Source organism: Actinobacillus porcitonsillarum (assembly GCF_003101015.1).
GTDB lineage: Bacteria > Pseudomonadota > Gammaproteobacteria > Enterobacterales > Pasteurellaceae > Haemophilus_A > Haemophilus_A porcitonsillarum.
In genome coordinates, this window is sequence record NZ_CP029206.1 from 1,235,670 (window position 1) to 1,254,996 (window position 19,327).

Sequence of the window (19,327 nt, forward strand, 5' to 3'; positions counted from 1 at the left end):
TAGTAGATTTGACCGCTTGCATGGGCAAATCTTAACAAGATAAAAAGAGGAATATATGTCTTACCGCCGTCGTAAACGTAATGACATTAAATCTGAAATCAACATTGTGCCATTTTTAGATGTACTATTAGTGTTGTTGCTTATTTTTATGGCAACAGCACCGGTAATCAGCCAAAGTGTTGAAGTAAATTTACCAGAAGATAGACATAGTCAATCGGTAACAAATGAAGATAAAACACCTGTTATTTTACAAGTAGCGGGCGTCGGATTATATAAGTTAAAAATTGATGGGAATTTTATCACTGGTGCAAATGGCGAAGATCTCAATGATCAAGAAGTTGTTGCATTTGCCGGTGAAGAATTTAAAAAAGATCAGAATACCGTATTTTTAGTGGCTGGTGATGCAACCGTACCTTATGAAGAAATTATTAAAGGTATTGTGCTGCTAAAAGAAGCAGGTATTGAGAAAGCTGGTTTAATGACCCAAGGTAAATAATTATTCAAGGATAATGTGTGAGATCTCGAAACGATAGACTTGAATTTGCAGTAATCATCTCCTTTCTTCTACATATTGTATTGATAGGATTGCTTTTACTTGGTTCAATGTTTACTGATACGACGTTACCTGAAGCAGCTGGTGGAAATGGTGGTAGTGGAGAGGAATTCGAAGCTGTCATGGTTGATACTGGGCAAGTGGCAGCAGAATATGGGCGTTTAAAATCAGATAAAAAAGGAACGTCATCACCTAAAGTTGTTGAAGAAACACCTGAAAAAGTTGAGGAGACTGAAGAAACTTCTACTGAACAAGAAGTTGCTCAACAACAGGAAAAGGAAAAAGAAAAAGCATTAGAAGAACAGCAACGTGTTGCAAAACTGTTAGAACAGAAAAAGCAACAAGAGCAAAAAGAAGAACTTCGTAAAAAAGCTGAAGAACAGCGTCAGCAAGAAATAGCTAAACAAGAGCAACTAAAGCAAGAACAGTTGAAACAAGAGCAACTTGAAAAGCAAAAGCAAGAAGAAGCCACGCGGAAGAAAGCGGCTGAAGCAGCTCGTTTGAAAGCTGATGCTGAAGCTAAACGTTTAGAAGCTGCAGCTAAACAAGCAGAAGAAGAGAAAAAAGCTAAAGAGGCTCAGCAAAAGGCGGAAAAAGAAGCCAAGTTAAAAGCCGAAAAAGAAGCGAAAGAGAAAGCGGAAAAAGAGGCTAAGCTAAAAGCTGAAAAAGAAGCGAAAGAGAAAGCAGAAAAAGAGGCTAAGCTAAAAGCTGACAAAGAAGCGAAAGAGAAAGCGGAAAAAGATGCTAAATTAAAGGCTGAAAAAGAAGCGAAAGAGAAAGCGGAAAAAGAGGCTAAATTAAAGGCTGAAAAAGAAGCGAAAGAGAAAGCGGAAAAAGAAGCTAAGCTAAAAGCTGAAAAAGAAGCAAAAGCCAAAGCAGCGGCCGAGGCGAAAGCAAAAGCTGATGCAGAAGCAAAAGCGGCTGCAGCTAGAGCAAAAAATAATAAGGCATTAGACGACTTCCTTGCTGGTGGTGATATCGGTGGCGGTTCTAGTGGTGGTGGAAATAAAAATTCTGCAGGATCACAAGGAAACGGAAACGGTAAAGGAATTGGCGATGGTAAAGGTGTTGCGGATAGAGGGTATGAACAGCTAATTAAGAAAAAATTAGCTCGCACATATCAAGTTGATCCGAGCTTTAGTGGTCGTGAATGTCGCGTTAAAATCAATATTGAACGTGATGGACGTATTTCTAGTCATCAAGTGATTTCTGGTCCTGATGATATTTGTCGCGCTGCAATAGCAGCCATTACAAGAGCGAGAGATGTTCCACGTGCACCAAATGATGAAACGTATAGTAAATATCAGTCACCAGTTATTAAATTTGGGCTGAAAGTTTTATAATTAACCCAGGGGTTTAAATATGAATCTAAAATCTCGTATTACGAGTGTATTAGGGATTATGACATTATTATTTAGCAATGTAGTTCGTGCTGAATCTGATGTTGTAATTTCTGTTGATGAAGGTGTGAGCATGGCTCAACCTATTGCTGTTGTTCCTTTTAAAGGTGGTGCTTCAGCTGATGTTGCACAGATCGTATCAGATGATTTACGAAATAGTGGTAAATTTACACCAGTAGAGCGTTCAAAATTACCGGCACAACCAGGTTCAGCAGGGGAGGTTGTTTCTCAGCAATGGACTGATATTGGTGTCGATATGGTTGTTGTTGGGCAAGTTACGCCAGCTGGTGGCGGATATAATGTCGCTTATCAATTAGTTGATGTATTAAGTAATCCCGCAGCTGTCCTTGCTCAAGGAGCATTTAACGTTCCAGCAGCACAAATTCGTCAGGGCGCACATACGGTAAGTGATCAAGTTTTTGAGAAAATTACTCAAATTCGTGGGGCATTTAGAACAAAAATTGCTTATGTGGTGCAAAGAGGTGTATCATCATACGAACTTCGTGTTTCTGATTATGATGGATTCAATGCTTTTACTGTTGTAAAAAGCAAAGAGCCTCTCATGTCTCCAGAATGGTCGCCTGAAGGTTCAAAATTAGCTTATGTAACGTTTGAAAATAAGAAACCACAGGTTGTTGTTCATGATCTTCGTTCTGGGGCACGTCGAGTCGTAGCTGCTTTAAAAGGACATAATGGTGCTCCAGCATTCTCGCCTGATGGTTCAAAAATTGCATTCGCTTCGAATCAAGATGGTGAGCTAAATATTTATGTTGTTGATGCGAATGGCGGTACGCCAAGTAAATTAACTGCAAATGCGGGGAATAATACCGAACCGAGTTGGTCTCCAGATGGTGGTTCTATCTACTTTACTTCAGACCGTTCAGGTTCTCCACAAGTGTATAGAATGAGTTCATCAGGTGGCGGAGCTAGCGCCGTAGGTGGTGGAAAAACCTATAATGCTAAAATGTCATCGGATGGCAAAAGTTTAATCATGATTGCTGGTGATAAAGTTGTAAAACGTGATCTTGCTTCAGGTGGCACAGAAGTATTAAGTTCAACGTTTTTGGATGAAAGTCCAAGCATTTCACCTAATGGCATAATGGTTATTTATAGCTCTACCAAAGGTACGAGTAAAGTGCTACAATTGGTGTCTGCAGATGGTCGCTTCAAAGCAAATCTGCCGGGTGCGGGAGGACAATATAAATTCCCAGCTTGGTCACCTTATTTAACAAAACAATAATTTTCTCTTAGGAGTTACAAATGAAAAAACTAGCTAAAGTTTTAATGGTAGCAGCACCAGCTTTCGTATTAGCAGCGTGCAGCAGCTCAACAGATAACGCAGCAGCAAATGCAAATGGTGCAGGTGTTAACGGTGCAGATGTAAATGGTCAATCTTTCGGCGGTATCTCTGCTCAAGATTTACAAACTCGTTACAACACAGTTTACTTCGCATTTGATAGCTATGCAGTTGAAGGTGAATACCGTCAATTATTAGATGCTCATGCACAATTATTAAACGCAACTAAAGCGAACGTAACTGTTGCAGGTCACGCAGATGAGCGCGGTACACCAGAGTACAACATCGCATTAGGTCAACGTCGTGCGAACGCAGTACAAAACTACTTAGCACAACAAGGTGCAACAAATGTTTCAACTGTATCTTACGGTGAAGAAAAACCAGCTGTGTTAGGTCACACAGAAGCTGATTACGCGAAAAACCGTCGTGCAGTATTAGAATACTAATTTTAAATTTATTAGTTTCTTGACAATAAAGCCCTGAGATTATCAGGGCTTTATTTGTATCAAATGTATATGTTTTATCTCTTTATATAATTTGGGCAAGTATTATGCCTTATTCTGTTTTTATGATAAATTATGCGCTTTTCTAAAATAAGTCGTTTGGGTTATATCAATGTCGCAAGGTAAAGTTGGGCTTTTTTCCCTAACAGCATTAGTGCTAAGTTCTATGATCGGATCGGGGATATTTAGTTTGCCTCAAAACATGGCAGCTGTTGCCGGAACAGAAGCTCTATTGATTGGGTGGGGAATTACAGGAATTGGGATTATTTTCCTTGGTTTATCTTTTTTCTTCCTTTCGCGATTAAAGCCTGAATTAGATGGTGGAATTTATACTTACGCTCGAGAAGGGTTTGGCGATTTAATCGGTGGACTGGCGGCTTGGGGGTATTGGCTATGTACTTCTATTGGCAGCGTGGGATATCTTGTAGTTGCTTTCAGTGGTTTTGGGATGTTTTTTGATACGCCGGAAACAACACTATTTGGGCATGGAACAACCTTTATTTCAATTCTTTGTTCTTCAATCATTGTATGGCTTATCCATCTTCTCATTGCTAAAGGCGTAAAAGAAGCTGCTTATGTCAATTTGATTGCAACAATTGTTAAGGTTTTACCTCTCATTATCTTTATTTTGGTAGCAATTTATTTTTTCTCTTTTGATGAATTCAAACGTGATTTTAGTGGCAAAACATTAAATTCATCGTTAATTGAGCAAGTGAAGAACACTATGCTTATTACGCTATGGGTTTTTGTCGGCGTTGAAGGGGCAACCGTATTATCTGCTCACGCTAAAAAGAAAAAGGATGTAGGTATTGCCACCATTTTAGGAATTACCATTGCATTAGTGCTTTATGTTTTGATTACTTCACTTTCTTTAGGTATTTTACCCCGAGAAGAGATTGCCGGAATGGCAAATCCCTCTATGACCGGGTTAATGGAACATATGATTGGTACAAGCGGTAAGATTTTAATTACGTTTTGCTTAATTGTTTCTGTGCTGGCTTCGTATATGAGCTGGACAATGTTTTCTGCTGAAATTATGTTCCAAGCGGCAAAAACTAGCGTATTCCCAGCGTTTTTAAATAAAGAAAATGAAAACGAAACGCCAATAACTTCACTATGGTTAACAAATGTTGTTATACAGTTGATACTTGTTGTGGTTTTCTTTACAAGTAAAGGCTACGAAGTGCTGATTCAATTAGCCACCACCATGATTTTGATTCCCTATTTTTTAGTCGGTGGTTATTTACTTAAAGTTGCGTTTCAAACTAGAAGTGCTTGGTATATTAAATTTACAGGATTTATGGCAACCCTTTATGGCTTTTGGCTGGTTTATGCCGCTGGCATCGATTATTTATTGCTTTCTGTTATTTTATATATGCCTGGAGTTGTGCTATTTTTTTATACACGTTATCAGAAAGAAAAAGCGCTGTTATTTTCAGGCGTTGAAAAAGGTGCTTTGTTGATGTCATCGGTGCTGTTTGTTAGTGCCATTTATGCTTTGGTTTAAAGGCTTATTTGTATGAAGGTTAAATTTCTTGAAAACTTACTTAACCAAGTGGCTTCTGTCTCACATAAAGTAAGAGATTATTTTAATAATGGTTCGTTTGGCATCGCCATTTACCCTTATTTAATGCATCCTTGTGTCAGAAAAAGTCTTACAGGGTTAATGTTACTTGTGGCTGTATTATCTGCTTTTGGGGGCGTTTTTTATTTATTTGGGGAACATGTTGCCATTTTATTTAGCGAGCGTTCAATTACGGCTTATGTTCATCATTCCACGTTAGAACTCTTTTTCCCGATAGGTACGATGGTCGATGGAAAGGAAAGTGTATTATCAACCATGCCTCAGGTCATGCGAGCGATATTTGAATATCAAGCTTATATGTTTGTGCCTTTCTATTTTTTAGGTATCTATCGAATGTCGAATAAGCATTATTGGATTCTCAGTGGGCTTTTAGCTATTTGCTTTGCGATTGGCTGTTTACTTGTTTCAGGAATTACAACCGGTCACTACACAGAAGGCGGTTTACATAATTTAGGGTTGGGCATTACCATTATTATTGGAAATCTGGTTTTACTTATTTCAGGGCTTGATATGCCTAGATCGTATTTAGCTAAATTTAAGTATTACAGTTTGCTTTTAGGCTTTATCGGCTTAGGTTGCTTAATTTTTACGATGATTGTTCCGAGTGTTTTCTCGCCAATTTTAGAACGTATCAGTATTTATACCATTATGATTTGGGAAATTTTAGCTGGTTTTGCGTTATTAAAATGCCAATCCTTGAAACATGCATAATCGGGAGAATATAGATGAAATTTGTAGAAAGATATCGTCAATTGATCGCCATTCCTACTATCTCAAGTTTAGAAGCTTCGGAAGATCAATCCAATAAGCAACTGATTGAATTATTAGCAAATTGGTTAAATGAGCTAGGCTTTCACACCGAAATCTTAGCAGTGGAAGATAGCCGAAATAAATATAATCTCTTAGCAACTTATGGCGAGGGAGAAGGTGGTTTATTACTCGCCGGTCATACTGATACTGTTCCTTTTGATGAGGGAAAATGGACATATAATCCGTTTCATTTAACGGAAAAAGAGGGCAAATTTTATGGCTTAGGTACTGCTGATATGAAGGGCTTTTTTGCCTTTGTGGTTGATGTCGTGAGTAGTTTGGATTTAACCAAAATACAAAAGCCTATTCGTATTTTGGCAACGGCTGATGAAGAGACCACGATGTTAGGCGCAAGAACCTTTGCTCAATACAGCCATATTAGACCGGATTGTGCCATTATTGGCGAACCAACGTCATTAAAACCAATACGCGCACATAAAGGGCATATGGGAGAGGCGATTCGCATTACGGGCAAAAGTGGACATTCAAGCGATCCTGAGCGTGGTATTAATGCGATTGAGCTTATGCATGAAGCAATAGAGCATTTAACCATGATGCGTAATCAATTAAAAGAGCGTTACCACAACCCATTTTTTAAAGTGCCTTATCCAACAATGAATTTTGGTAATATTCACGGTGGCGATGCAATTAATCGTATTTGTGCATGTTGTGAATTACAGCTTGATATGCGTCCATTACCCAATTTACCGGTGGAAGATTTACACCATCTTATGTTGGAACATTTGGCGCCAATGTTAGAAAAATATCAAGATTTAATTGAAATTCGCCCGCTTCATCATGGTATTCCCGGTTATGAATGTGAACATTCGGCACAAATTGTACAAGTGGTCGAAAAATTATTGGGAGAACGTTGTGAGTCGGCTAACTATTGTACGGAGGCGCCTTATATTCAGCAATTATGCCCGACATTAGTTTTAGGGCCTGGGTCTATTGAGCAAGCACATCAGCCGGATGAGTTTTTAGAAACGAAATACATTGAACCAACGAGAGAACTTCTCACGAAGTTAATTCATCACTTTTGTATGTAATTGAGAGCCTACGGAAGTAGGCTCTGCTTAATATAATCTCATGAAATCACTTTCTTTTCTCTTTTTGTTTATTTTCATGCAAATTTCACCGCTTGTTTATGCCGCAAATGAGCGTGAATTTCAATGCAAAGTCATTGGCATTAGCGATGGAGATACGCTAATGTGTTTAAAAGATCGCACGCCAATTAAGGTTCGTCTTAAGCATATTGATGCGCCCGAATCTTCTCAACCTTATGGCAACCGAGCGAAACAGGCTTTAGCTAATTTAGTTTTTAAAAAGCAAGTCACACTGCGAACTAATGGCTATGATAAGTATCAGCGGTTATTAGCGGTGGTTTATGAAGGCGAACAAAATATCAATTTAGCCTTAGTTCAGCGCGGAATAGCGTGGGCTTACCGAGAAACACAACCCATTTATGAGCAAGCTCAGCAGCAAGCCAGACAGCAAAATTTAGGGCTATGGCAGGATAAAAATCCGCTTAACCCAGCCGAATGGCGACGTATTAAGGGAACGGGCTATTCCTCAAATCATTCGAGTGCATCAACGCCCTCATTCCTTCAAATGGGCGGTTATGATTGTAGCCAAAAGTTAAGTTGTGCTTATTTTAAAACTTTTGAAGAAGCTAACCGCTATTTTCGTCAGTGTGGTTCAAAAACAATGGATGGAAATGGCGATGGCATTCCTTGCAACTCGTTATACAGAAAAATGAAAAGACGTCATGAATAATCAATTTCGACAACATTTCCCTTTTTTCCAACATTCTCCGGATTGGTGTTATTTAGATTCTGCGGCAACAACATTAAAGCCACAAGTTCTCATTGATAGTACCGCTGCTTTTTACGCTTCGGCAGGATCTGTTCATCGTAGCCAATACGATTTGGCTCAAACACAGCAGTATGAATTGGCGAGAGATTTGGTGGCTAAACGTTTCAATGTTGCAAATCGGGAAGCGGTTATTTGGACAAGCGGTACAACCCATGCGATCAATCTTGTGGCTTATGGATTAGAGCATTTGCTGAAAGAAGGCGATGAAATTGTCATTTCAGTTGCGGAACATCATGCGAATTTTATTCCTTGGCAGCAACTCGCTGTAAGAACAAAAGCGAGCTTAAAAGTGCTCCCGGTTAATGAGCATTATCAGATAAGTGAAGATGAATTAAGAAATGTTTTGTCTCCAAAGACCAAAATTGTGGCGTTTAATTTGGTATCTAATGTAACGGGTGTGAGACAACCGGTAGAGAAATTGGTGGCGCACATCCGCCAAAATAGTCAGGCTTATATTTTGCTTGATATTGCCCAAGCCGTCTGTTCCGAAAAAGTGAATGTTCAAGAAATCGGTGCTGATTTTTATACTTTTTCCGCCCATAAAATGTATGGCCCGAATGGAGTTGGTGTGTTGATGGGACGTTTGCAAAGTTTAGCAGAATTACGACCGCTTTTTTATGGCGGTAAAATGCTAAAAGAGGTAAGCGAACAGCATTTAACGCTTGCTGATTTGCCTTATCGCTTAGAAGCCGGAACGCCAAATATCGCCGGTATTATTGGTTTTGGGCAAGTTTTACAATGGTTGGAACAGTGGGATTTTGAACAACTCAATAACGAACTTTATCAACTGGCTAATGACGTTTACAAGCGGTTAGAAAAATATCCTCATTTGCAAATATTGGGCTCACATATTAGCTCAACGATTAGTTTTACAATTCAAGGAGTTCATCATGCAGATGTTGCCGCTTTTTTAACGGAAAGTCAGGTCGCTATTCGAGCAGGGGAGCATTGTGCGAAACCTTATATACGCTATTTAGCTCAACAAGGCACATTACGCCTCTCACTTGCACATTACAATAATACCGAAGATATCGACCGCTTCTTTCAAGCTTTGGATTTTGCATTAGAGATTTTATCGGAGTAGATCAAAAAACTAGTAATTTTGTGGTAGAATCATGCAATAAAATGGTTTAAGCTAACTTCAATTTCAAATTTTTTTAATTTTTAAAATATAAGGTGTCAAAATGGCTAAACAAATTAAACGTATAGCAGTCTTAACCAGTGGTGGTGATGCGCCAGGTATGAACGCCGCAATTCGTGGTGTAGTGCGCGCAGCATTAAGTGAAGGCTTAGAAGTTTATGGTGTTCAAGATGGTTATTATGGTTTATTCCATGACCGTGTGATTAAACTTGAGCGCCGTTCAGTATCTGAAGTGATCAACCGTGGTGGTACATTCTTAGGTTCTGCTCGCTTCCCTGAATTTAAAGATCCTGCGGTGCGTGCAAAATGTGTTGAAACATTAAAAAAATATGAAATCGATGGATTAGTGGTTATCGGTGGTGATGGCTCATATATGGGCGCAAAATTATTAACTGAAGAACACGGCATTGCGTGTATCGGTTTGCCTGGTACCATTGATAACGATGTTGCAGGTACAGATTATACGATCGGTTTCCAAACAGCGCTTGAAACGGCATTAGAAGCAATTGACCGTTTACGTGATACATCAACATCACACCAACGTATCTCTATCGTTGAAATTATGGGACGTCATTGCGGTGATTTAACGCTAAGTGCTGCACTTGCTGGTGGTTGTGAATATATCGTCGTACCAGAAAAAGGCTTAGATAAAGAGTCGCTCATGCGTAATATTGAAGACGGTTTTAATAAAGGTAAACGTCACGCAATTATTGCGATCACAGAATTAATGACGGATGTTCACCAATTAGCAAAAGAGATCGAAGCTCGTTTTGGTCATGAAACCCGTGCAACCGTATTAGGACACACACAACGTGGTGGCGCACCTTGCGCATTTGACCGAATTCTTGCTTCTCGTATGGGCGTATATGCTGTAGAGCTTTTATTACAAGGCTTTGGTGGTCGCTGCGTGGGTATTCAAAATGAAAAACTTGTTCACCACGATATTATTGATGCGATCAATAATATGCGCCGTCCATTTAAAGAAGATTTATTTGAGACTTCTCGCAAATTATTCTAATCATTTTTAAAGAAGCGGTTGAAAAACCGCTTTTTTTGGCAGATAATTCTGACTAAATTAGTCAAGATTTATGTCCTATGTTTAAAGAAAAACCGGTTATTTCAAATCAATATGGCGCTTTAGCCATGGCGCTCTTGCCCTTTTTATATGCTTTTATTGAAGCTAAACAATGGCGCTACGAACTTATTTTGTTTGGTGTTGCTTGGCTTTTTCTTTATCTCTTTTCTTACCCGTTTTTTCAACTATTTAGTAAAAAAATTACGCCTCGAAATAAACGTTGGGCAATAATTTATTTTGCCTTCAGCCTTGCCTTTGCTTTACCTGCGCTTGTTACTCAACCATATCTATTGTTTTTTATTTTGCCTCTATTTCCTTTGGGGATTATTCAGTATTTTTATGCTAAAAAACGAGATGAACGCCATTTAATCAATGATATTGCCGGTATTTTAGTTTTCGGTGTAGTGGGAATGGCAACTTATTATTTAGCCACTTCCTCACTGGATTTTCGCTTTTTGCTTCATCCTACGTTCTTTTTTATTGCAACGACATTTTATGTGAAAAGTATGGTAAGGGAACGTAAGAATCCGCTCTATCTGGAGTTGAATATACTAAGTCATATGTTGTTAGTTGTGATTTACCTTATTTTAGGAAAGGATATACTTTTTACTTTTTATCTTTTTGCGTTAGCGCGAAGTATTCTTGTACCTTATTTAGGCTGGAATGTGAAGCAAGTTGGGATGTTTGAATTTATTACCTTAACGCTATTTTTAATTGCATTATGTTTTTCATAAAAAAGGGCGAATGACTCGCCCTCAATTGATTATTCTATTTTTTCTGCATTTTCTAACTCGGGAACATAGCCTAATAAAACGGCATATTGAATGGTTCTTGGGCTTGATTCAAGGGCAATTTTCAGTGCCATAGTCAATGGTACGGAAAGCAGCATGCCAACAGTACCAAGTAGCCATCCCCAAAATAGTAAGGACAATGTGACCACAAGGGTAGATAGCCCTAATGTTTTTCCCATCATCTTAGGCTCTAGAATGTTACCAATGATCATATTGATCGCAACAACACCAATTGTAACACCAGCCGCAATAGGGAAATCATTAAGAATTAGCGCTTGCAAAACAATCGGAATACCTGCCAGTATAGAGCCTATATTGGGAATATAATTTAACAAAAATGCTAAAACAGCCCATAATACTGCGTATTGCACACCAAAAGATTCCAGTAACAACCAAATGCAAAAGCCGGTTAAAGCACTGACTACTGTTTTAACCCCTAAATATCGGATAATACTTTCAACCACACGATTGATATGATCTTCTTCTTGCTTGATTTTTTTAGGGTTGTTATGACTAAAAGCAATCGCCAATTTATGCTTAATCGTAGGGGATTCAAATAACATAAACACCACGACAAGTAAGAGCATAAAAATGTTAGAAACCACATCCGAAAAACTGAGTAGCAATCGACTCACTAATCTCATGACAACGCTCGGGTCAAAATTATCCAAAATACTCATTTCAGGCAGAGATATCGGGAGATTCCACTTTTGAATAAAACCTTCTAAGGTATTGAGTTTCATTGCCAATGTCTCTTTATAAAGCGGAATGGACGTTGTAAATTCTCGAATGGTATTGTTAATCATGCTGGCGAGAAAAAAGAAAGCGATGATAAACAAAACAAATAAAAAGGCGACAGCCAGTCCAAGTGGGATTTTTCGATTTGTCATAAACCGAATCACCGGAGAGCAAATAATGGCGATAAATAAGGAGAGTAAAAATTGAATAACAATTTCTCCGGCTAATTTCACGCCGGCTAAAATGATGACGACAGCAGCTGTTGCCAAAAAAAAGCGAGTTAAGGAAGATGTTTGCATAAGAATACCGAGTAAAGCGGTTAAATTTGTTTATTATTTCTGTATTATGTAGTAACTGCAAAAGCATACGTAGGGACGCCACGCTGGCGTCCATTCTAGAGTATCCAGATAAAATACATTATTAACAATATGACCGTTATTTTACAGATGTAGAATTGTTTACTTCTGTTTGTATTTATGACGGACGCCAGCGTGGCGTCCCTACTCTCCATTTTATTAAATTAAGGAATTGTGCATTTGCTACATAATATCGAACTATTTTGCAAATTTAACCGCTTGTATATTGATTAAATAGATGCTTTGTTAATGAGATATTGGCTAAGTAGTGGCACGGGGCGACCCGTTGCTCCTTTTGCTGCACCTGATTTCCATGCTGTTCCTGCAATATCAAGATGAGCCCATGGATATTTCTTCGTAAAGTTAGACAAGAATTGTCCGGCTGTAATAGCACCACCTAAACGTCCGCCAATGTTAGCAAGATCAGCAAAGTTTGATTTTAATTGCTCTTGATATTCTTCTCCTAGCGGTAGTCTCCAGGCTTTATCATCAGCTTGTTCTGCTGCATTAAGGAGATCATGAGCAACGGTATTATGAGTGGACATTAAACCGCTATTATGTGAGCCAAGGGCAATCATACAAGCACCTGTTAGGGTGGCAACATCAACGACCACTTCTGGTTCGAATCGCTCAACGTAAGTGAGCGTATCACATAAAACTAAGCGTCCTTCCGCATCGGTATTTAACACTTCCACGGTTAAGCCATTCATGGTGGTTAGAATATCTCCTGGGCGGTAAGCATTACCATCAGGCATATTTTCACAGCCGGCAAGCACACCAATGACGTTTAAAGGCAGATTCATTTCGGCTAAGGCTTTCATTGTGCCATAAACCGATGCTGCACCGCCCATGTCATATTTCATTTCATCCATTGCTTCAGCCGGTTTAATTGAAATGCCGCCAGAGTCAAACGTTAAACCCTTACCTACCAGTACAATTGGCTTCGCATCAGGATTTGGGTGGTTTTTATATTCAATGACTGAAAGATAAGCCGGATTTTCCGAACCACGAGAAACAGCTAAATAAGCATTCATACCTAATTCAGCCATTTGTTTTTCATCGACAATCGTGGTTGAAATTGTCTCATATTGTTCTGCTAATGCTGTTGCTAGTTTCGTAAGGTAAGCCGGATTGCAAACATTAGGCGGACAATTTGCGACATTTTTAGCGGCACTTACACCTAAAGCGATTGCACTACCTTGTTTTAACGCTCGTTCTGCTTCCGCTAAATCTTTACGATGCGCCACATTAAAAATCACACGACGTAGTTCACGTTTCGTTTCAGGCTTGATGCTTTTAAATTCATTATAACTATATTGGGATTCTTGAATTGCCTCAATCGCAAAGCGGACGTTCCAATAAGCCGAGCGCCCTTTGACATGAAGTTCGGTTAAAAATGATACGGCTTCGGTCGTGCCGGTCTCATTTAATACTTGAATTGATTTTTGGGTAATTTGTTTATACTGGCGTTCGGTAAGTTCACGTTCTTTACCGCAACCGACAAGAAGGATTCTATCGGCAGGTACATTGGGTACGCTATGTAATAAAAGGGTTTGACCGGCTTTGCCTTCTAAGTCCCCTTTGCGTAATAAATTGCTTAGATAGCCATCACTTAGCTTATCTAACTGCTCTGCTGCACTCGATAAACGGCGAGGTTCATATACGCCAACGACTAAACACCCTGTACGTTGTTTTTCGACACTTCCGTTTTTTACGCTAAATTCCATAAATACTCCCGTGATTTTTTTGAGATAAAGAGGTATGATATCGCTTTTACAAGCGGCTGATTTTACAAAAAAGTTTGCAAAAAAGCTTAATAACGCATAGCCGCTTGAACCTAGCGAAAAAATATAGGTCATAACCTACCGATTTGCAAAGAAATTGCAAGTAATAAATTGATAAATGAGAGCTTTAGTGTGATTTTAAGTCGATATTTAACCAAAGAGATATTTAAGAGCCAAATTGCGATACTTTTCATATTGTTATTGATCTTCTTTTGCCAACAATTAGTTCGAGTATTGAGTTCTGCTGTCAGTGGAAAAGTTCCGGCAGATTTAGTGGTCAATCTATTGGGATTAGGCATGCCGAGCATGGCACAACTTATGTTGCCATTATCGCTTTTTATTGCATTATTGCTTACTTTAGGGCGTTTTTATGCTGAAAGTGAAATTACGGTAATGCGAGCGTGCGGTATTGGGCAAGGTTTATTAGCAAAGGTCGCATTATTCCTTTCCATTTTTACGACGGCATTAGCGGTGTATAACGTTTTTTGGCTCACGCCATGGTCAATCAATAAACAGAGTGAATTATTAGCTGAGGCGAAGGCTAACCCTCGATTTAGCGCATTGTCGGCAGGTCAATTTATGACAGCTGGCGGCTATGTGCTGTTTATTGATAACATAAATTATGAACAGAATAAGTTAAATGACATTTACGTTTTCCAACCGGATAAGCAAAAGAAAAATCGCCCCTCTGTCATTGTCGCCGATAGTGGCGAATTAAAAGGACTACCTAATGGCGATCAGATTCTTACGTTAGAAAATAGTACAAGATATGAAGGTACCGCAAAAGTTGCAGATTTTCGTATTTCGCATTTTGAAAACTATACAGCATATTTGGGATATCAGGACGTGAATTCTGATGAGAAATTAGTGCAACGTGCAGATTTTACAAAACTAATGGCAGACAATTCATCAGAAGCAAAAGCAGAATTACAATGGCGTTTTGCCTTGATTTTTGCAACGCCAATTATGGCATTGCTTGCCGTACCAATGAGTAGTGTAAATCCAAGGCAAGGGCGCTTTGCGAAATTATTACCGGCGTTGTTGCTTTATTTAATCTATTTCTTACTGCAAAGTACCCTTAAATCATCAGGAGCATCGGGTAAACTTGACCCAACAATTCTTATGCCGGTTGTTTCGGTGGCTTTCTTAATTTTAGGCATTGTTATGAATTCGTGGGATAGCAAATGGATGTCGAAATTACGTTATCGTTTTAATTTTAAGAAGGCGGTGGCATAAATGAGATTTTTCGGTATGAATGTTCTTGAAAGATACATCGGTAAAACAATTTTATCTGCGATTCTCTTAACGCTCTTTTTATTGGTTGGGCTAGGCGCAATCATCAAATTCGTTGAAGAATTTAAGGCAGTTGGGAAAGGCAGCTATGATGCGTTATTAGCCGCATACTATACCTTTTTAACGATTCCTCGTGATGTTGAAACGTTTTTCCCGATAGCTGCACTACTTGGTTCATTGCTAGGTTTAGGTAATCTTGCCAGTCGTAGTGAATTGGTGGTTATGCAGGCATCCGGTTTTTCTCGCTTCCGTATTGGACTTGCGGTGATGAAAACGGCGGTACCACTGATTTTGTTTACGATGATCATTGGCGAATGGGGTGTACCACAAACGGAGCAATATGCTCGTGATATGCGTTCGGTTGCACAAAGTGGTGGTTCAATGCTTTCTACAAGCGGTGGTTTTTGGGCAAGAGATGGCGAAAATTTTGTCTATATTCGCCGCATTGGTAGTGAAACACAGCTCAATAATCTCTCTATTTACCATTTTGATAAAAAAGAGTTAAAGTCAATTACTCAAGCTGCAGAAGCGAAATATACAAATGACTGGATCTTAAAAAAGGTTGAAAAATCAATTATTGAAGGGAATACCATTAAACAGTCCAAAGAAAAAGATCAACCTTGGCAAACGAGTATCACGCCAAGTAAGTTAGGGATTGTCTCCTTAAAGCCGGAATCGCTTTCGATTACCGGGTTAGCGGATTACGTAGGCTTTTTAAAAGAAACTGGGCAAGATCCAAAACGTTTTGAGATCACTTTCTGGCGAAAAGTGTATCAGCCAATTTCTATGGCGGTTATGATGTTATTGGCAATTTCCTTTATTTTTGGACCGCTTCGTAGTAGTACGATGGGAGCCAAAATTGTTATTGGGATCGTTGCCGGCTTTATGTTCTATGTTGCCAATATTGTGTTTGGCAATATGAGCTTGATTGCAACTTGGTTACCGGTTTCTATCGGGGCATTGATACCAAGTTTGATTTGTTTGAGTATTGTTTGGTGGCTACTCACCAAGAAACGAGATTAAGCGATGAAAAGAGCCTTTCAAACGATTGCGATTGTGGGGAAACCACGACACGATATTGCATTAGAAACGCATTTAGTAGTCTATAATTGGTTGAAAGATCGCCATTATGATGTTTTGGTGGAGCATAAAATTGCAGAGCAATTGCAGATCCCACAAGGTAAAACATTAGCTGAAATCGGTATGTTTGCGGATTTGGTTATTGTGATTGGTGGCGATGGTAATATGCTTGGTATGGCTCGTCAGCTCGCCAAATATCAAGTACCGCTTATTGGCATAAATCGTGGTAATTTAGGCTTTTTAACCGATATTGTTCCTCAAACCGCTTTTGAACAATTATATAATTGTTTAGAGAAAGGCGAATATATCATTGAAGAACGCTTTTTATTGGAAGCGCATATTGAGCGTAATGGGAAAACAATTTTATCGAATAATGCCTTGAATGAAGTGGTTATTCACCCAAGTCAAATCGCCCGTATTATTGAGTTTGAGGTTTATATTGATGGTAAATTTGCTTTCTCTCAGCGTTCTGATGGATTGATTATTGCCACCCCAACTGGCTCAACAGCTTATTCACTTTCAGCCGGTGGGCCGATTTTAACACCGAATATGAATGCGATCGCATTAGTCCCAATGCATCCTCATACGCTCTCTTCCCGCCCATTGGTGGTTGATGGCGATAGTCATATTTCACTGCGTTTTGCTCAATATAATCAAACAAATTTAGAAGTGAGTTGTGATGGGCAATTTGACTTACATTTCACCCCTGAAGATCGTGTGATTGTACGCAAAAGTCCGGATAAACTCCGTTTATTGCATCTTAAAGATTATAACTATTTTACCGTGCTTGGTTCTAAATTAGGGTGGTCGAGTAAACTTTTCTAATTTTCGTGCTTCTTTGTATTAAACAAATTCATTTTAATATGAGAATTTAGCAAGATAAATTCTTTAAAAAAAGCTACCTTCTAACATCAAAAATGTGTAAAATGCACCGTATCACACAAACGCAAACGTTTGCTTTTGTTGTTTCTTTATTTTAATTAACTTAAGAGGAACCTTGAATGTTTACAGCAAATATGAACATCAAAGATTACGATCCGATTTTATGGAAAGCAATCCAAGACGAAAATACACGTCAAGAAGAGCACATTGAATTAATTGCTTCAGAAAACTATGCAAGCCCACGAGTTATGGAAGCGCAAGGTTCTCAATTTACAAACAAATATGCAGAAGGTTATCCAGGTAAACGTTACTATGGTGGTTGTGAATATGCTGATATCGTTGAACAATTAGCTATTGACCGAGCAAAAGAGCTTTTTGGTGCTGATTATGCTAACGTTCAACCACATTCAGGTTCACAGGCTAATGCTGCCGTTTATGGGGCGTTAATCAATGCTGGTGATACAATCTTAGGCATGGATTTAGCTCATGGTGGTCACTTAACTCACGGTGCAAAAGTGAGCTTCTCAGGCAAAATTTATAATTCTGTACTTTACGGTATTACCGCAGATGGTTTAATTGATTACGAAGATGTCCGTCAAAAAGCATTGGAATGTAAGCCAAAAATGATTGTGGCGGGTTTCTCAGCATATTCACAAGTGGTTGATTGGGCAAAAATGCGTGAAATTGCCGATGAAGTTGGTTCTTATTTATTTGTTGATATGGCTCACGTTGCAGGCTTAGTTGCTGCTGGTATCTATCCAAATCCATTACCACACGCACACGTAGTGACAACAACAACGCATAAAACATTAGGTGGCCCACGTGGTGGTTTAATTCTATCTGCTTGTGGCGATGAAGAAATCTATAAAAAATTACAATCATCAGTATTCCCAGCAAACCAAGGGGGGCCGTTAGTACACATTATTGCAGCGAAAGCAGTATGCTTTAAAGAAGCATTAGAGCCTGAATACAAAGTATATCAACAGAATGTATTGAAAAATGCAAAAGCGATGGTAGAAGTATTCAAAAAACGTGGTTACGATGTGGTTTCTAACGGTACGGAAAACCATTTATTCTTAGTAAGCTTTATCAAACAAGGTTTAACCGGTAAAGCTGCCGATGCTGCATTAGGTCGTGCAAACATTACCGTGAATAAAAACTCTGTACCAAACGATCCACAAAAACCATTCATTACTTCTGGTATTCGTGTGGGTACACCAGCGGTAACACGCCGTGGTTTTACTGAAGCAGATGTTACTGAATTAGCCGGCTGGATGTGTGATGTACTTGATGCTATCGGCACAGAAAACGAAGAGAAAGTAATTGCTGATACAAAAGAAAAAGTACTCGCAATTTGTAAACGCTTACCGGTTTATGCAAAATAATTGAGGATAAGTACTCTAAGCCCCGAGTTTTCGGGGCTTTTTTCTAGGATAAAGTAAAATGAAAAAAATAGTTGTTTTAATTTCTGGAAATGGCTCAAATTTGCAAGCTATTATTGATGCGCAGACAAGCGGTCGAATTTCCGGCAAACTTTGCGGTGTGATTGCCAATAAATCTGATGCTTTTGGTTTACAGCGTGCTAAAAAAGCCAAAATCCCGGCTTTTGTGTTTGAGCGTAAAAATTTTTCTTCAAATCTCGATATGGATTTAGCCATTGCCGAACAAATTGAGGCTCTAGAAGCTGATCTTATTGTGCTTGCCGGTTATATGAAAATTCTCTCGAATGAATTTGTTGAACGCTTTAGTGGGAAAATTCTTAATATTCATCCTTCACTTTTGCCCAAATATGCAGGTTTAAATACCTATCAAAGAGCAATGGAAGCCGGTGATAGTGAACACGGAATGACTATTCATTTTGTTAATCAGATACTTGATGGCGGTGCGGTGATTTTACAAGCGAAAGTACCGATTTTCCCAGACGATGAAGTGGAAGATGTGGTAGAGCGTGTTCAAGAGCAAGAACATCGTTGTTATCCTCTAGTTATTGAGTGGTTTTGTCAAAATCGTTTGGTAGAGCGGGAAGGAAAAGCCTATTTAGATAGCGTTTGCTTACCTCCGGAAGGATATAGTAGCGATTAACTATTTTCTTAAGTATTTTTTAAGATTTCTCTGATTTAATGATTAAAATAGTAAGCGGTCATTTTTGTAAAATTTTTTGCAA

18 protein-coding genes are annotated in these 19,327 nt (G+C 38.9%); 16 read left to right on the plus strand and 2 right to left on the minus strand.

Annotated elements, in window-relative coordinates:
• Nucleotides 1–55: 55 nt before the first annotated feature.
• The 11 genes from tolR to DDU33_RS06105 all read left to right on the plus strand — a co-directional run bounded on the left by tolR (nucleotide 56) and on the right by DDU33_RS06105 (nucleotide 10,973).
• Nucleotides 56–496 carry a colicin uptake protein TolR gene (gene tolR / locus DDU33_RS06055; protein ID WP_005821126.1) on the plus strand — a complete coding sequence of 147 codons (441 nt, stop codon included), beginning with the start codon at nucleotides 56–58 and terminating at the stop codon, nucleotides 494–496.
• A gap of 17 nt (nucleotides 497–513) precedes the next feature.
• Nucleotides 514–1,896 (plus strand): cell envelope integrity protein TolA, encoded by a 1,383-nt coding sequence (tolA, locus tag DDU33_RS06060; RefSeq protein WP_108923752.1) that lies wholly within the window; start codon nucleotides 514–516, stop codon nucleotides 1,894–1,896.
• Nucleotides 1,897–1,915: 19 nt separating this feature from the next.
• Nucleotides 1,916–3,193: a Tol-Pal system beta propeller repeat protein TolB gene (gene tolB / locus DDU33_RS06065; protein WP_108923754.1), complete on the plus strand. Its 1,278-nt coding sequence runs from the start codon at nucleotides 1,916–1,918 to the stop codon at nucleotides 3,191–3,193.
• Nucleotides 3,194–3,213: 20 nt separating this feature from the next.
• Nucleotides 3,214–3,696: a peptidoglycan-associated lipoprotein Pal gene (pal, locus tag DDU33_RS06070; RefSeq protein ID WP_005820194.1), complete on the plus strand. Its 483-nt coding sequence runs from the start codon at nucleotides 3,214–3,216 to the stop codon at nucleotides 3,694–3,696.
• A 169-nt stretch (nucleotides 3,697–3,865) separates the two neighbouring features.
• The gene (locus DDU33_RS06075; protein WP_108923756.1) at nucleotides 3,866–5,260 is read left to right on the plus strand and encodes a basic amino acid/polyamine antiporter; all 1,395 of its coding nucleotides are present in this window, start codon (nucleotides 3,866–3,868) and stop codon (nucleotides 5,258–5,260) included.
• Between the two features lie 12 nt (nucleotides 5,261–5,272).
• Nucleotides 5,273–6,049, plus strand: coding sequence for a DUF998 domain-containing protein (locus tag DDU33_RS06080; RefSeq protein ID WP_108923758.1), 777 nt, complete (start codon nucleotides 5,273–5,275; stop codon nucleotides 6,047–6,049).
• A 14-nt stretch (nucleotides 6,050–6,063) separates the two neighbouring features.
• Nucleotides 6,064–7,197, plus strand: a complete 1,134-nt coding sequence (gene argE, locus DDU33_RS06085) for an acetylornithine deacetylase (protein ID WP_108923760.1) — start codon at nucleotides 6,064–6,066, stop codon at nucleotides 7,195–7,197.
• A gap of 40 nt (nucleotides 7,198–7,237) precedes the next feature.
• Entirely contained in the window at nucleotides 7,238–7,924 is a 687-nt protein-coding gene (locus tag DDU33_RS06090) for a thermonuclease family protein (protein ID WP_108923762.1), read from the plus strand.
• Nucleotides 7,917–9,107 (plus strand): aminotransferase class V-fold PLP-dependent enzyme, encoded by a 1,191-nt coding sequence (locus DDU33_RS06095; RefSeq protein WP_108923764.1) that lies wholly within the window; start codon nucleotides 7,917–7,919, stop codon nucleotides 9,105–9,107. The genes DDU33_RS06090 and DDU33_RS06095 overlap by 8 nt, the downstream gene beginning before the upstream one ends.
• A gap of 100 nt (nucleotides 9,108–9,207) precedes the next feature.
• Nucleotides 9,208–10,182, plus strand: coding sequence for a 6-phosphofructokinase (gene pfkA, locus DDU33_RS06100; RefSeq protein WP_005820183.1), 975 nt, complete (start codon nucleotides 9,208–9,210; stop codon nucleotides 10,180–10,182).
• 77 nt (nucleotides 10,183–10,259) lie between these two features.
• A complete protein-coding gene (locus DDU33_RS06105; protein ID WP_108923766.1) occupies nucleotides 10,260–10,973 on the plus strand; it encodes a YwiC-like family protein in 714 nt (237 codons plus the stop codon).
• A gap of 29 nt (nucleotides 10,974–11,002) precedes the next feature.
• Here DDU33_RS06105 and DDU33_RS06110 read toward each other — a convergent pair whose 3' ends face one another.
• Nucleotides 11,003–12,067: an AI-2E family transporter gene (locus tag DDU33_RS06110; RefSeq protein ID WP_108923768.1), complete on the minus strand. Its 1,065-nt coding sequence runs from the start codon at nucleotides 12,065–12,067 to the stop codon at nucleotides 11,003–11,005.
• A 287-nt stretch (nucleotides 12,068–12,354) separates the two neighbouring features.
• A complete protein-coding gene (pepA, locus tag DDU33_RS06115) occupies nucleotides 12,355–13,851 on the minus strand; it encodes a leucyl aminopeptidase (protein ID WP_108925267.1) in 1,497 nt (498 codons plus the stop codon).
• Between the two features lie 189 nt (nucleotides 13,852–14,040).
• Between pepA and lptF the strand changes: the two genes are divergently transcribed.
• The 5 genes from lptF (at nucleotide 14,041) to purN (ending at nucleotide 19,245) form a co-directional block, all read left to right on the plus strand.
• The gene (lptF, locus tag DDU33_RS06120; RefSeq protein ID WP_108923770.1) at nucleotides 14,041–15,144 is read left to right on the plus strand and encodes an LPS export ABC transporter permease LptF; all 1,104 of its coding nucleotides are present in this window, start codon (nucleotides 14,041–14,043) and stop codon (nucleotides 15,142–15,144) included.
• The gene (gene lptG / locus DDU33_RS06125; RefSeq protein ID WP_108923772.1) at nucleotides 15,145–16,224 is read left to right on the plus strand and encodes an LPS export ABC transporter permease LptG; all 1,080 of its coding nucleotides are present in this window, start codon (nucleotides 15,145–15,147) and stop codon (nucleotides 16,222–16,224) included.
• A 3-nt stretch (nucleotides 16,225–16,227) separates the two neighbouring features.
• Complete coding sequence (locus tag DDU33_RS06130; protein WP_108923774.1) at nucleotides 16,228–17,106, plus strand: NAD(+) kinase; 879 nt, start codon at nucleotides 16,228–16,230, stop codon at nucleotides 17,104–17,106.
• A gap of 176 nt (nucleotides 17,107–17,282) precedes the next feature.
• Nucleotides 17,283–18,548 carry a serine hydroxymethyltransferase gene (glyA, locus tag DDU33_RS06135; RefSeq protein ID WP_108923776.1) on the plus strand — a complete coding sequence of 422 codons (1,266 nt, stop codon included), beginning with the start codon at nucleotides 17,283–17,285 and terminating at the stop codon, nucleotides 18,546–18,548.
• Nucleotides 18,549–18,606: 58 nt separating this feature from the next.
• Nucleotides 18,607–19,245 (plus strand): phosphoribosylglycinamide formyltransferase, encoded by a 639-nt coding sequence (gene purN, locus DDU33_RS06140; RefSeq protein WP_108923778.1) that lies wholly within the window; start codon nucleotides 18,607–18,609, stop codon nucleotides 19,243–19,245.
• The last annotated feature ends 82 nt before the right edge of the window (nucleotides 19,246–19,327 follow it).

Coding starts and splice junctions, on each gene's coding strand:
- tolR (WP_005821126.1), top strand. CDS start 56: ATGTCTTACCGCCGTCGTAAACGTAATGACATTAAATCTGAAATCAAC.
- tolB (WP_108923754.1), top strand. CDS start 1,916: ATGAATCTAAAATCTCGTATTACGAGTGTATTAGGGATTATGACATTA.
- pal (WP_005820194.1), top strand. CDS start 3,214: ATGAAAAAACTAGCTAAAGTTTTAATGGTAGCAGCACCAGCTTTCGTA.
- DDU33_RS06075 (WP_108923756.1), top strand. CDS start 3,866: ATGTCGCAAGGTAAAGTTGGGCTTTTTTCCCTAACAGCATTAGTGCTA.
- DDU33_RS06080 (WP_108923758.1), top strand. CDS start 5,273: ATGAAGGTTAAATTTCTTGAAAACTTACTTAACCAAGTGGCTTCTGTC.
- argE (WP_108923760.1), top strand. CDS start 6,064: ATGAAATTTGTAGAAAGATATCGTCAATTGATCGCCATTCCTACTATC.
- DDU33_RS06090 (WP_108923762.1), top strand. CDS start 7,238: ATGAAATCACTTTCTTTTCTCTTTTTGTTTATTTTCATGCAAATTTCA.
- DDU33_RS06095 (WP_108923764.1), top strand. CDS start 7,917: ATGAATAATCAATTTCGACAACATTTCCCTTTTTTCCAACATTCTCCG.
- pfkA (WP_005820183.1), top strand. CDS start 9,208: ATGGCTAAACAAATTAAACGTATAGCAGTCTTAACCAGTGGTGGTGAT.
- DDU33_RS06105 (WP_108923766.1), top strand. CDS start 10,260: ATGTTTAAAGAAAAACCGGTTATTTCAAATCAATATGGCGCTTTAGCC.
- DDU33_RS06110 (WP_108923768.1), bottom strand. CDS start 12,067: ATGCAAACATCTTCCTTAACTCGCTTTTTTTTGGCAACAGCTGCTGTC.
- pepA (WP_108925267.1), bottom strand. CDS start 13,851: ATGGAATTTAGCGTAAAAAACGGAAGTGTCGAAAAACAACGTACAGGG.
- lptG (WP_108923772.1), top strand. CDS start 15,145: ATGAGATTTTTCGGTATGAATGTTCTTGAAAGATACATCGGTAAAACA.
- DDU33_RS06130 (WP_108923774.1), top strand. CDS start 16,228: ATGAAAAGAGCCTTTCAAACGATTGCGATTGTGGGGAAACCACGACAC.
- glyA (WP_108923776.1), top strand. CDS start 17,283: ATGTTTACAGCAAATATGAACATCAAAGATTACGATCCGATTTTATGG.
- purN (WP_108923778.1), top strand. CDS start 18,607: ATGAAAAAAATAGTTGTTTTAATTTCTGGAAATGGCTCAAATTTGCAA.